The sequence below is a fragment of the Solibacillus sp. FSL W7-1472 genome (genome assembly GCF_037969775.1).
Taxonomy (GTDB): Bacteria; Bacillota; Bacilli; order Bacillales_A; family Planococcaceae; genus Solibacillus; species Solibacillus silvestris.
In genome coordinates, this window is the sequence record NZ_CP150208.1 from 1,930,468 (window position 1) to 1,943,714 (window position 13,247).

The 13,247-nt window shown below is 37.6% G+C and carries 10 protein-coding genes and 1 riboswitch; of the genes, 1 reads left to right on the plus strand and 9 read right to left on the minus strand.

The window, feature by feature from the left end:
- Window positions 1-2: 2 nt before the first annotated feature.
- The gene (locus tag MKY07_RS09495; RefSeq protein WP_339264589.1) at window positions 3-1,115 is read left to right on the plus strand and encodes a toxic anion resistance protein; all 1,113 of its coding nucleotides are present in this window, start codon (window positions 3-5) and stop codon (window positions 1,113-1,115) included.
- Window positions 1,116-1,164: 49 nt separating this feature from the next.
- On the opposite strand, the gene MKY07_RS09500 is transcribed toward MKY07_RS09495, so the two are convergent.
- The 9 genes from MKY07_RS09500 to MKY07_RS09540 all read right to left on the minus strand — a co-directional run bounded on the left by MKY07_RS09500 (window position 1,165) and on the right by MKY07_RS09540 (window position 13,247).
- Window positions 1,165-1,362 carry a DUF6501 family protein gene (locus MKY07_RS09500; RefSeq protein WP_008407253.1) on the minus strand — a complete coding sequence of 66 codons (198 nt, stop codon included), beginning with the start codon at window positions 1,360-1,362 and terminating at the stop codon, window positions 1,165-1,167.
- A gap of 339 nt (window positions 1,363-1,701) precedes the next feature.
- On the minus strand, window positions 1,702-2,436 hold the full coding sequence (locus tag MKY07_RS09505; RefSeq protein WP_339264590.1) for an amino acid ABC transporter ATP-binding protein: 735 nt from the start codon (window positions 2,434-2,436) through the stop codon (window positions 1,702-1,704).
- A 1-nt stretch (window position 2,437) separates the two neighbouring features.
- Window positions 2,438-3,184 carry an amino acid ABC transporter permease gene (locus MKY07_RS09510; protein ID WP_065215940.1) on the minus strand — a complete coding sequence of 249 codons (747 nt, stop codon included), beginning with the start codon at window positions 3,182-3,184 and terminating at the stop codon, window positions 2,438-2,440.
- A 124-nt stretch (window positions 3,185-3,308) separates the two neighbouring features.
- Complete coding sequence (locus MKY07_RS09515; protein ID WP_339264591.1) at window positions 3,309-4,145, minus strand: transporter substrate-binding domain-containing protein; 837 nt, start codon at window positions 4,143-4,145, stop codon at window positions 3,309-3,311.
- Between the two features lie 114 nt (window positions 4,146-4,259).
- Window positions 4,260-4,447: riboswitch (Lysine riboswitch) on the minus strand.
- Between the two features lie 145 nt (window positions 4,448-4,592).
- A complete protein-coding gene (gene odhB, locus MKY07_RS09520) occupies window positions 4,593-5,849 on the minus strand; it encodes a 2-oxoglutarate dehydrogenase complex dihydrolipoyllysine-residue succinyltransferase (protein ID WP_339264592.1) in 1,257 nt (418 codons plus the stop codon).
- A gap of 93 nt (window positions 5,850-5,942) precedes the next feature.
- Window positions 5,943-8,750 carry a 2-oxoglutarate dehydrogenase E1 component gene (locus MKY07_RS09525; RefSeq protein WP_065215939.1) on the minus strand — a complete coding sequence of 936 codons (2,808 nt, stop codon included), beginning with the start codon at window positions 8,748-8,750 and terminating at the stop codon, window positions 5,943-5,945.
- A 315-nt stretch (window positions 8,751-9,065) separates the two neighbouring features.
- Window positions 9,066-10,460: a HAMP domain-containing histidine kinase gene (locus MKY07_RS09530; protein WP_014823824.1), complete on the minus strand. Its 1,395-nt coding sequence runs from the start codon at window positions 10,458-10,460 to the stop codon at window positions 9,066-9,068.
- 5 nt (window positions 10,461-10,465) lie between these two features.
- On the minus strand, window positions 10,466-11,137 hold the full coding sequence (locus MKY07_RS09535; protein WP_008407267.1) for a response regulator transcription factor: 672 nt from the start codon (window positions 11,135-11,137) through the stop codon (window positions 10,466-10,468).
- Between the two features lie 100 nt (window positions 11,138-11,237).
- The gene (locus MKY07_RS09540) at window positions 11,238-13,247 is read right to left on the minus strand and encodes a PAS domain S-box protein (protein WP_339264594.1); all 2,010 of its coding nucleotides are present in this window, start codon (window positions 13,245-13,247) and stop codon (window positions 11,238-11,240) included.

Consider the following 13,247-nt stretch of genomic DNA (forward strand, 5'->3'; position numbering starts at 1 on the left):
AAATGAATATGACAAATAATCCATTTGATGCCTTTACAGCAAGTGAAAATGTTGACTTGCAAGTAAGTAAAGAACAATTTGCGGTGAACGTTGCAAACAATGCAGCCTCACCGCTTTTCGCATCATTATCTAATGATATGAAACAACGGGCACTGCAATTAGCCCAAAATTTAGAGCCGAAAAATTACGAAACGGTTCTTTCATTTGGTTTACCAGCACAAGAAGCATTGAAAAAATTTACAACACAGATGCTGCAGTATATTCAGCGCAAAGATGTCCGGAAAGTCGGTGAAGTATTATCCGATTTAATGCAGCATTTAGAAATGATTGACCCGGATGCATTAATCGAACAGGAAAAAGGGTTCTTTGCAAAACTCTTCAGCCGACCGACTCAGTCTATTCAAGAGATTATGACCCATTACAACAAATTGAGTAAACGCATCGACCGCTTGAGCATCCAATTGGAATATAACCAAAATGCGTTATTAAACGATTACCAGTTTTTAAATAAACTATATGCAATAAATGAAGACTATTTCCAGGAAATTAATGTTTATATCGCAACATTGGAAATAAAAAAACAGCATATGCGGGATGTTGTCCTACCTTCAATGCAAAAAGAAATTGTAGAAGGACAAAATCCTTTTAAACAGCATGAATTGAAAGACATTGAAATGCAAATCGAGTGGATTGACCGCCGTATGTATGATCTGGAACTATCGCGGGAAGTGGCAATTCAATATGCACCGCAAATTCGAATGATTCAGCAGACGAATCAAATGTTAATCGAAAAAATTCAAAGTTCGATTATGACGACTATCCCTTTATGGCAGTCCCAAATTGCGATGTTATTAAATATGAACAATCAGCGTCGTGCAATACGGGCTCAGGAACGGCTAATGGATGCTTCAGAACAATTGATGCGTAAAAACGGTAAAATGCTGGAAGTGTCCAAAAAAGCCTCGAATCGCCCTGCATTATCCCATAGTGATATTGACCGGTTTAAACAGACCCAGATGCAATTATTGCACGATATTGAAGATACATTACGTGTTCATGTAGAGACAGACGAAAAGCGCCATGAAATCGAGCATACAATATTAGAACAGAAATAAAAAGGGAGTGTGAAAAGCCATTATGACTTTTCTCACTCCCTTTTTATTTTTAAGCGAAGTAGTCTTTGTAAAATCCGCCAACTTCACCCGTGTTGTCGATTACAAAAATGAATTCTTCTGTTTCGTTTTTCACTTCATATTCTTTACCTACTGTTAATACGTTTGATACTAAATATTTTGATGCGTCTGTATGTACACACTTTACTGTGCGAATTGTCGGTGCATCTTTCCATTTTAAATGTAGCATGTTGTTCCCTCACTTTTAACTAATATCGATACTCTCCTATTTTATATGATTTTCCTGCCAGTGGAAAGCGCGTTGTAGTAAAAATCAACTTTTCTTGTTTGTTATATAAATACATAGGCACCGAACACATTAAAAATTGATTTAATTTATCGCTGTTTCCGGTATTTGATAGAACTACTATTCCATGTTAAACTTTCAAACAGAGGTGGAATTTATGGCTTTTGGTAGTATTCCAATGTGGTTTTTCGCAATTGTAATTGCTTTTGCAATTGTATTTATTTTAATAAGCGAATGGAACTCACGAAAATAAGCTCGCATTTGACTGCGAGCTTTTTACTACTACCGTAATGTTCGTTTCAAAAACTCTTTTGTCCGGTCATGTTTCGGATTTACAAGCAACTGTTCCGGAGGGCCTTCCTCTACGATAACCCCTTTATCCATGAAGACAATGCGGTCCGATACTTCCTTGGCAAACTCCATTTCATGTGTAACGATCAGCATAGTGTTTCCTTGGTCTGCCAGGTGGCGCATTACCTTTAATACTTCCCCTACCATTTCAGGGTCAAGCGCTGATGTCGGTTCATCAAACAGCATTACATCGGGATCCATCGCTAATGCACGGGCGATTGCGACACGTTGTTTCTGTCCACCGGATAAATGTTTCGGTTTCGCATTTTTATAGGCACTCATACCGACAAGCTCCAAATATTTCATCGCATTTTTTTCTGCTTCCTCTTTTGAACGCTTCAACACTTTCATTTGGCCAACAATACAGTTATTTAGTACATCCAAATTATTGAATAAATTGAACTGCTGAAATACCATCCCTAAATGTGTACGGTACTTTTCAATTTGATGACCGTCATTTAAAATATTTTCTCCGTTATAGATAATTTCTCCTGCTGTTGGTGTTTCGAGTAGATTAATGCAGCGTAACAGTGTTGATTTCCCAGAACCAGAAGAACCAATCAAAGTTACGACTTCCCCTTTGTTTACCTGGAAATTCACATCTTTCAATACTTCATGATCGCCGAATTTTTTATTTAAATGGTTAATATCTATTACAACTGTCATTTTATTCACCATCCTTTTCTAGCTTGTTGCCGGTAATAAGCTCAACTTTATATGAAGAAGGTCCGTCCATCTTCTTCTCGAATAATAGTAAGAAACGAGTTACAGTAAATGTCATAATAAAGTACAAAATCGTTGCGATAAAGAACGCTTCGATATATTTATAGTTACTGCCTGCAATCGAGTTTGCCGTAAAGAATAGTTCCACAACCGAAATAACACTTAATACTGAAGAATCTTTAATGTTCATTACGAACTGATTCCCTGTTGCAGGTAAAATATTTCGTGCGACTTGCGGCAGGACAATATGAATCATCGTTTGCAGGTGATTCATGCCAATCGCCTGTGCTGCCTCAAATTGCCCTTTATCAATCGAAACAATACCGCCACGTACATATTCAGCCATATATGCTCCCGTATTTAAACTAATAACAACAGAAGCTGCTAAAAAGCGGTCAATATCAATGCCTAAGTATACGAGGCCATAAAACACCACCATCGCTTGAACCATCATTGGCGTTCCCCTGAAAATTTCCACATATGATGTTAATATGAAATTAAGTACTTTTAAAACTATTGATTTTACATTCTTTTTACGTTGTGGAATCGTATGCATAATCCCGATAAAAAATCCAATCAGAGTTCCGCAAATTGTCCCGATAATTGCCAATAGAAGTGCAGTCCAAGCACCACGTACAAATAAATCCCAGTTGTTCGTAAACAAGTTCCATGATGATTCTAAAAATGCCATCGCCTTGTCCTCCATTTCTTTCTTTGTTTCTACTATTTATGTATGAAACCATAATTTTAATAGAAAAAGGTTGTCTTCCGTTTGCCGGCAAGACAACCTCATCAAAACTGTTAATGCGACACGATTATTGTGCTGCTGGTTGATTTGCAATTGCGTCTTCCATTAGTTGTTGACGCTCTTCTTCCGAAATTTCAGCTAAAACTTTGTTAATTTGTTCACGTAAATCTGATCCCTTTTTCAAACCTACTGCTACAGCTGTTGACGCTTCGTCTGCTTCGAAGTTTGGCTCAGGTACGATGTATTTAATATTATTCAGTGCCATTTCAGCAGAGATACCTTCTGGACGTTCTGAAACATATCCATCAATCGCACCTGACTGTAATTGCACTCGCATTGCACCAAAATCAGTTGCCGCTACTTGTTTTTGAACACCTTCGATTTGATCGATTACATCATAATGTGTTGTCGATTGCTGACCTGTAATTTTTGCACCTGCAAAGTCAGGTAACGAAGTTGCATTTGCATATGGACCGTCTTCTTTTACAACAATGACATAGTCACTTGTGTAATAGTTCTCTGTGAAATCAATTACTTCCTTACGTTCAGGCATTGGTGACATACCTGCAATTACCAGATCAATGGCACCTGATTGTAATGATGGAATTAAGCCATCCCAGTCTGTTTTAACAATTTGTAATTCCATGTCCAGACCTTCTGCAATTTTTTTCGCAATTTCCACATCATAGCCTGCTGCAAATTCCTTTGAACTTGCAATTTGAACTCCGCCATTAGTATCATCTTTTTGTGACCAGTTAAAAGGGGCATACGCTGCTTCCATACCAATTTTAATAACTTTCTTGTCTGAATCAGAACCGCTTGTAGTACCTTCATCGCTTGAACCACACGCTGCTAACAATAGCATTGTCATGGCAGTCAATAAAATTAATAGTCTTTTTTTCATAGAAAATCTCTCCTTTTTTGTTAAATTTCGGGGTTCACGTATACAAAAAACGACCTAAAAGAAGAACTTTAGGTCGTTTAAATTATAATTAGCCCGAATCCTCTACAGTTCCCATTTTGAGATAGCACAACTCAACCATCAGGGATATAGATGATTGAGACAGTTCTGCAATTGTTCACTGCAGACCCAGCATTGTAAAATTGAGCATTTACAACACTTCGGCGATATTTCCTTCTCTTATATTTCACAGCCAGCTCATGGCTCCATATAAAACTGTTAAGTATCGCGCCTCTACCTCACGAGAATGTGAGGTTTTGATATGAAATTGATATGTTTATATTACATTATTGCGACATTTCCGTCAACAATCATTTTTCTGAAAGTTATCTGTAAAAAAAAGCTAATGCGCAATATATAACATATTGCGCATTAGCATATAAGATACTATTAAGAATTTAATAATAAATCTTCTGGGTTTTCGATCATTTCTTTAACTGTTTTTAAGAAGCCAACAGAATCTTTACCATCGATGATACGGTGGTCATAAGATAATGCTACATACATCATTGGACGAATTTGAACTTCACCATTAACAGCTACTGGACGGTTTACGATTGAGTGCATACCTAAAATACCAGCTTGAGTACCGTTCATGATCGGTGTAGACATTAATGAACCGAATACACCACCGTTAGTGATTGTGAATGATCCGCCAGCCATGTCGTTTAAGCCTAATTTTTTGTCGCGTGCTTTACCAGCTAATTCCGCAATGTTTTTCTCGATTTCAGCAAAGTTTTTCGCATTTGCATCACGAACTACTGGTACTACTAAACCTTCTTCTGTTGATACAGCAATACCGATATCGAAGAAGTTGTTTAAGTGAATTTCATCACCGTTAATTTGTGCATTTACATATGGATATTTCTTTAATGCTGCTACTACAGCTTTTGTGAAGAATGACATGAAGCCTAATTTAATATCGTTAGCTTTCACGAACTCATCTTGTTTACGCTTACGTAATGCCATAATGTTCGTCATATCAATTTCGTTGAAAGTAGTTAACATTGCAGTTGATTGTTTAACTTCTAATAAACGTTTTGCAATTGTTTGACGACGACGGCTCATTTTTTCTACTGTTACACGGTCTGTATCAGCTGCTGGTGTAAAGATCATTGGACCATTGCCTGCTGCTGCTGGTGCTGGAGCTGCTGCTGGAGCCACAGGAGCTGTACCATGTGCTGCAACGTCTTGAACACGTACACGACCTTGTGGATCAACTGGTGAAATTGCTGCTAAGTCGATACCTTTTTCACGAGCTAATTTACGTGCTGCTGGTGAAGCGATTACACGTTCACCTGAAGTTTCTTCAACTGCAACTGGTGCTGCTGCTGCTGCTTTAGGAGCTTCTTCTTTTGCTGGAGCTGCTGCTGGAGCTTCTTCTTTTGCAGCTGGTGCTGGTGCTGCGCCTTCGCCTGCTTCAACTACTGCGATTACTTGTCCAACTAATACAGTATCGCCTTCTTCAGCTAAAATTTGTTTTAAAACGCCTGCTTCTTCAGAGATAATTTCAGCATTAACTTTATCAGTTTCTAACTCAACGATGAATTCGCCTTTTTCTACGCGATCTCCAACTTTTTTCACCCATTGGGCAATTGTTCCTTCAGTAATTGATTCTGCTAATTCAGGGACTTTAATTTCAGCCACGTTCATATCCTCCTTTAATTACGCTACACATTCATTGTATAGCAAGCCACTTCTATTTTAAATAGAAGCAGCTCTTTTTAAACAAATCATTTATTACTTTTCAAGTGCTTCGTTCACTAATTTAGCTTGTGCTGCTTTATGTGAATCGCCATCGCCTTCAGAAGTAGAGCTCATTGCAGGACGTCCTACATAGCGTACTTTTTTGCCTTCAGCGATATCATATAATGTTTCAAGAACATATGTCCATGAACCTTGGTTTTTTGGTTCTTCTTGTACCCAAACGATTTCTTTAACATTCGGGAAGCGAGCAATAATATCTTTCACTTGTTGTGCAGGGAATGGGTAAATTTGTTCCACACGAATAATGTGTAAGTGATCAAGCCCTTCGCCATCTTTCACACGTTCTGCTAAATCGATCATTACTTTACCTGTACCAAGTACTACTTTTTCAACCGCTTCTGTGTTTTTGCCTAAACCTTCTTGCTCGATTACTTCCTGGAAGCGACCATTTGCAAGTTGTTCAGCAGTAGCTGCAGCAAGTGGATGACGTAAAAGTGATTTTGGAGAAACCACTACTAATGGACGTACACCTTCTGTACCTAATAAAGCAGCTTGACGGCGTAATAAGTGGTAGTAGTTGCCTGCATTTGAACAGTTTGCTACGAACCAGTTATTTTCTGCAGATAATTGCAGGAATCGTTCCATACGGCTTGATGAGTGCTCTGGACCTTGACCTTCATAACCATGTGGTAAAAGAAGTACGAATCCAGATTTTTGACCCCATTTAGCGCGGGCACTTGAGATGAAGTTATCAAACATTACTTGCGCCATGTTTGCAAAGTCACCGAATTGTGCTTCCCATACAGTTAGTACATTTTGGTTTTCTAAATTGTACCCATATTCAAAACCTACTACTCCTGCTTCTGTAAGTGGTGAGTTGTAAACTGTGAATGAAGCCTTTGCACCTTCAATATGATGTAATGGTGTAAATTCAGCACCGTTATTTTTATCATGTAATACTAAGTGACGTTGAGAGAACGTACCACGCTGTGCATCCTGACCAGTGAAACGAACCGGTGTGCCATCTTGCGTAATTGTTGCATATGCTAATGTTTCAGCATGACCCCAGTCAATTTTACCTTCAGTAAACGCATCACGACGTTTTGCTAAAATTTTCCCTAACTTGTTTTGCGGCTCAAAACCATCTGCAAAGACAAGTAAATCTTCATTTACTTTAGCTAAACGCTCAGCATCTACTTTAGTATCGATTTCAGGGAATTCGATTTTTAGTTCTTCCGGCATATTAGGCGTTACATGCTCGTCTTTTTCTGCCATTTCTTTAACATGATCATACGCAGCTTGCATTTCCGCATAAATAGCCGTATCTATAGCTTTTACTTCATCAGCAGATAAAATGCCGGCTTCTGCTAGTTCAGCACCATACAATGCACGAATCGGTTCATGTTTTGATACTAATTTATATGTTTCAGGGTTTGTTACTGTCGGATCATCCGTTTCATTATGACCGTAACGGCGGTAACCGATTAAATCGATAACGATATCCTTTTTAAATTTGGCACGGTATTCCGCTACAAAGCGACCAACAGCTGCCACTGTTTCAGGGCTGTCAGCATTTACATGAATAACCGGAATATCATAGCCTTTTGCAGGGTCAGATGAATAAATAGATGAACGTGAATCATGTAACTCAGTCGTGAAACCGATCATGTTGTTCGCGATAATCTGAACTGTACCACCTGTTGTAAATCCTTCTGTTTGAGAGAAGTTGAATCCTTCTGTTACAATCCCTTGACCAGCGAATGCCGCGTCACCATGTAAAATGATACCGAATGCATTTGATGGATCATGTTTAGCTGTTCCTGCTGAAGATACATCATCTTGAGCTGCACGAACAGAACCGATTACAAGCGGGTTCCCTACTTCTAAGTGTGATGGGTTATAGGCTAATTTAACGTTCAATCCAGAATCATGAGTGTAAGATGCACCCATATGGTATTTAACGTCTCCAGTCCAGCCTTTTGTAATTTCTAATTTACCATCTTCAGGGAAGAATAGATCATTTGAAACATGGGCGAAATCAGAGAACATCATATCGTATGGTTTGTTTAATACGTGTGTTAATACGTTTAAACGTCCACGGTGGGCCATACCAATTCGAACATTTTTTACACCTTTAGTTTCAGATGATTTAATAATTTCATCTAAAAGGATGATTTGTGTGTCTAAACCTTCTCCAGAGAAACGTTTTTGACCAACAAATGTTTTATGAATGAATTTTTCAAAGTTTTCAATGCGTGTTAATCGCTCTAAAACTGCTTTCTTTTCTTCAGGTGATAACGTTGCTTTAAACGCTCCGCCTTCAACTTGAGCTTCGATCCAAGCACGTTCTTCCGGATTTTGTAAATGTGCAACTTCTACACCTATTTTATCTGTATATACAGATTTTAAATAATCAATTGCTTCCTTACCGTTTGTAACACCTGCAGGAACATTTGCAAAAAATACTGATGCAGGAATAGCTTGAAGATCAGCCGCTGTTAAATTGAATACGCTTTCTTCAATGCGTGAAGTGTCTAATTGACGATTTTTTAGTGGGTATAAATCTGCTGCTAAATGGCCGTATTCACGAATTGATTCTGCCAATTTAACTGCTGCTAATACTTTTTTGTAGTCTCCAGTACCTGTTACTGCTGCAGTTGCAACCGGTTGTTGACCATCTGCAAATACAGGACCACCGTATGCTTGGAATAATTCTACTAGTTCAGGTTCTACTTCTTCAGGAGATTGCAGGAATAAGTCATATTGCTCTAATACATAACCTAAGTTAGGACCAGAAAACGCTGACCATGGAGAACCTGCAGGTAATACATTGTTCGACATGAAAATAACCTCCAAATTTTGCCTTATGGCTGTTCCAATAATTTACTTAAAAAAGGATAATATTGTATATTACAATACAAAAATTTCCTTCTTTTGTAAGTAGATAAATTAAGTATTCTCTTTTTATCTACCAAATCAAAGCAAATAATATTTTATCATTCTTCCACACGGACTAAAAGCACATTTATAAACGTCGGAAGAACATTTTTTCCATCTCAATCTTACTACTCTTCACAAAAAATACAACTCTTTTTATCAAATTAAGCAATTTTTTTCGTGAACTATTGAAATAGTAATTAGATTGACTAAAATTATTCATTTTTTAAGAAGTTTTAGGTAAAAAAAGGTACCTTTCTGCAATTTACTTTCTACATCAATTTCCACTTCATATTTATCTGCAAGCATTTTTGTAATACTCAATCCAAGTCCAGTACCTGCAACTTTGTTTGTACGTGATGCATCCACCCGGTAAAACCGGTCGAAAATATGCGGTAAATGCTGTTCTGAGATACCGATCCCATTGTCTTCTAACGTAACTAAGATTGACGATTGTGAATCATTATAATTGATATTCACATTAAGATTCGGAACATTGCTATTATATCGTATACTATTACTCAAAATATTTCTAAAGATTTGCGCTAGGGCATGCTCAGTAATGGAGGCTGCCGATTTTTCGCCAGTAACTGTCAGGTGAAATTCAGCGGCAGGATACAGCTGCAATAATTCTTCTTTTACTTGTTCGTATACTTGTTCTATATCAGCATAAGCATGTTCATCCGCTTGCTCCCTGCGTGCCAATTGTAACAGTTCTTCAATCATTTTTCTCATACGTGCAATTTCAGTAATAGAAGTATTTAATGATTCTTCCATTACTTCCGGTTCATCTTTACCCCATCGTTTGATTAATGATAAATGGCCTTCAATTACTTGAATCGGTGTTCGCAGTTCATGCGAGGCGTCTGCAACAAATTGCTGTTGCTTTGTAAATGAAATTTCAAGTTCATTCATTAATGTACGGTACATATGAAGTAAATCGCCAATCTCATCTTTTGCCGCATAATCAAATTTAGGCTGTGCAGTAAAACCGTTTTTTCTGACAAAGCTCATTGCGTCCCGTAACTGGACAAGCGGTTTCATTAACATATTTGCCAAGTAGTAGCTGATCATAACCGAAAATAAAATGGCACCAAAACCAATAATAAAAATCGTCGTCAAAATATAATTCATCATCGATTGAAATGCGGCCAACGGATGAATTAATTGCATAATCCCTTGAAATTGTCCGATTTGAACGACTCGGTGGATGACATAGCTTTCGGATCCTGCAATCGTCTGTTTTTCGATCATCGTCGAAAAATAATTTTGATTTTGTGGCAGCTGTGCAGCCGGTGCCGCATCATTAATTCGCATTACTTCAATACCATCCAAATTAAATACGCGTACCGTTTGTTCCTGATTTAAAATGGCTTTCATCAAAGCCGTGTTATTCTGCAGTGCCTGTACTGTAACAGTGTTGCCCTGCGATTCAAAATAGGTTGTCATATCATCGACCGTCCGCAATGCATTTTTCTCTTCATTATGAATAAGCCAGGTTTGTAAAGCGATATACAGTACGACAGATATTAGGGCATAGCTTACAAAGATCGTTACACCTACCGCAAGCATCCACTTTGATTTTAAAGAAAGGTTCAAAAGTTTGTTTTTCATCATCCTCACCCGCGCATCACATAGCCAACCCCACGTACAGTTTCAATGTACGGAGTATGTTCTGTTTGCAGTTTTGTACGCAAATGGCGAATATATACATCGACTACATTAGTTTCTACCTCAGTATCAAATCCCCAAACCTCTTCTAAAATACGTTCCCTTGTACATACAAGGTTTCTGTTTTCCACAAGTAATTTCAATAGATCAAATTCTTTTCTTGTAAGTTCGATTTTATTGTTTTCAAATATTACTTCATAAGCATCGACGTCGATTTCCAACTCCCTTAAAATGAGTTGTTTAGATTTTTGGGCAGGCTGCACTCTCCTTAAGATTGAACGGATCCGTGCCAATAATTCTTCTATCGCAAAAGGCTTCACGACATAATCATCTGCTCCCGCATCCAATCCTGAAACGCGGTCCATTACTTCATCTCGTGCTGTAATAAGGAGAATCGGTACATTGCTTGTTTTTCGTATTCTTCTACATACTTCAATCCCGTTTAATTGCGGCAGCATTACATCGAGCAAAATACAGTCGAATTGTTCACTTTCAGCCAATTCCAGACCAGTTCTCCCATCATATGCAACAACCGTTTCAAATTGCTCGTGCTTAAGCTCCAGTTCAAGGAAACGTGCTATATTTTTTTCGTCTTCGATTATTAAAATCTTCTTTTTCATCAGCTTCCCTCTCTATCAGCAATATATATCATAATTAGTGTACCATTTGTATTTTACAAAAAAAAAGAATACGGAGTATGTTTCCGTATTCTTGCAAGTGCTAATTGGAAGACTGCTTTGCCTTGTATAATGCTTGATCCGCTAAATCGATAAGAACATCTAAACTTATACTGTGTTTTGGATAAATCGAAATTCCCATTGAGGCTGTAGGTGAAAAATGGCTACCTCTAATCAACCATCCGATTTGCAGATTTTCTTTAATCCTGTCCATAATGTGAACAAGTTGGACGGAGCGTTCTTTTTCGAAGATGGACAACCCAGTTAAAACAATGAGAAATTCATCACCACCCAGCCTTATAACAAGGTCTTCATTTCGTACACTGCGAACGAGCGAATTCCCGAATTGAATTAAAAACTCATCCCCAACTTCATGTCCGTATATATCATTTACTTCTTTAAAATTATCTCCGTCAAGATATAAAATTGCCAGGCAAGTACCTGTCTCGTCTGCCTCCTTTTTAAGAAGCGGAAATTCCTTGTAAAGTTTCCTGCGATTACCGAGCTGCGTCAAACTATCATGATAGGCTAAATAAGTTAATTTATCTTCCAGTTCCTTGCGCTCGGTAATTTCTCTTGAAACCATGACAATTTCCGTAATTTCATGATGTGACAAAGCGAACGTTAGCGTATAATTCCCTTCCGTCCAAATCGTACTATTATCTTTTTTATACAAAAGCAATTCAATTTTTTGTTCTTGTATTACATCAACCGTTTCCGGGTTTAATGCTTCATGCCACAGTTTAACACTTTCCGGCTTCAGCAATCGATCGTACGGTAAACCGATAAGCTCTTCTTCCCGGTAGCCAAGTTTCCTTGAATAGGAAGGTGAAGCATATTTAATTTTGCCGTAGCGGTCTGTTACGACAATAAAATCATTTGTGTTTTCAGTAATGGCTCTGAAATTTCGTTCAATTATATATAGCTCTGACATTAATTGTTTTTCAGAAGAAATATTATATTGAACCATTAAAAACTGCTCCACTTCCCCTAGTTCATTCTTCAGGGGAATCATAGTAGAGTCCACCCAATATATCTCACCATTCTTTTTACGATTGCACACTTCCTCACGCCAGATTTCTTCTTTACTTACTTTTTGCCAAAAACTCATCGAAGCTGAATCGGATAGATACGTTGAGTGAAGAATATGATGCGGTTTACCAATTAATTCATCATGCGTATAGCCTGTATTTTCAATAACCCGCTCATTAATATCGATTATATTTCCATCTACATCTGTAAATATAACGTCAGCTAATGAATTAATCGCATTTTTGAACATTTCCAGACCGTGTGAAGCTGTGCGCAATGCCTGTCCTTGTTTAATAAATTCCGTAATTTCCTGCAATATGATAAATACCGCGATATTTTCACCATTGCTTGTCAGCGAGGAAAAAGAAGCAGTAAAACAACGCCGCTCATTATGTTTATCGATGAAAAACAGCATTTTCGATTGAACATTTTCTCCCAGCCGTGCCCGTTTTATATAACTTTTCAATTTTTTTGCCGTTTTTCTTTCTATAAAAGGCATGTCTAACATAGAGATCCCGGAAGCATCTTCCATTTGAATATTAAACTCTTCCAAAAATGTCGGATTTGCTTCAAGTAATTGCAGATCATTGGAAACTAATATCGTGGATAAAAATGAATTAGAAAATATGGAACGCATAAATAAATATTTATCTTCTAAATCAAGGCTCATCGATACTTCTTTCGTCATGGCCAAAATATAATTTTTCCCGTCTTGTATTACTGGAATAGTTGTCGTTCTTTGTTTTCGAACATTCATTTTTCCATAAGTAAAATCTTCAAATTCAACTTGTCTGTTTTGTTCGATTGTTAAATCATAATAGTGAATAATCGTCTTTGCTAAATGGGACGGGATTACCTGTTCGATCGTTTTGCCGCAGGGATTCGTATTAATCAGATTTACTGCAGCATCGTTGACAAAAATATAACGATACTTTCCATTTATATTTTCCATGAAGAATACAGCATCATTACTATTTTTGAATAACAAATTCAATAAATCCATTGAATAAATGGAACTCAT

Coding starts and splice junctions, on each gene's coding strand:
- MKY07_RS09505 (WP_339264590.1), bottom strand. CDS start 2,436: ATGACAGTTGTAATAGATATTAACCATTTAAATAAAAAATTCGGCGAT.
- MKY07_RS09525 (WP_065215939.1), bottom strand. CDS start 8,750: ATGTCGAACAATGTATTACCTGCAGGTTCTCCATGGTCAGCGTTTTCT.
- MKY07_RS09530 (WP_014823824.1), bottom strand. CDS start 10,460: ATGAAAAACAAACTTTTGAACCTTTCTTTAAAATCAAAGTGGATGCTT.
- MKY07_RS09535 (WP_008407267.1), bottom strand. CDS start 11,137: ATGAAAAAGAAGATTTTAATAATCGAAGACGAAAAAAATATAGCACGT.
- MKY07_RS09510 (WP_065215940.1), bottom strand. CDS start 3,184: ATGGCATTTTTAGAATCATCATGGAACTTGTTTACGAACAACTGGGAT.
- MKY07_RS09500 (WP_008407253.1), bottom strand. CDS start 1,362: ATGCTACATTTAAAATGGAAAGATGCACCGACAATTCGCACAGTAAAG.
- MKY07_RS09515 (WP_339264591.1), bottom strand. CDS start 4,145: ATGAAAAAAAGACTATTAATTTTATTGACTGCCATGACAATGCTATTG.
- MKY07_RS09495 (WP_339264589.1), top strand. CDS start 3: ATGAATATGACAAATAATCCATTTGATGCCTTTACAGCAAGTGAAAAT.
- MKY07_RS09540 (WP_339264594.1), bottom strand. CDS start 13,247: ATGAGTTCCATTTATTCAATGGATTTATTGAATTTGTTATTCAAAAAT.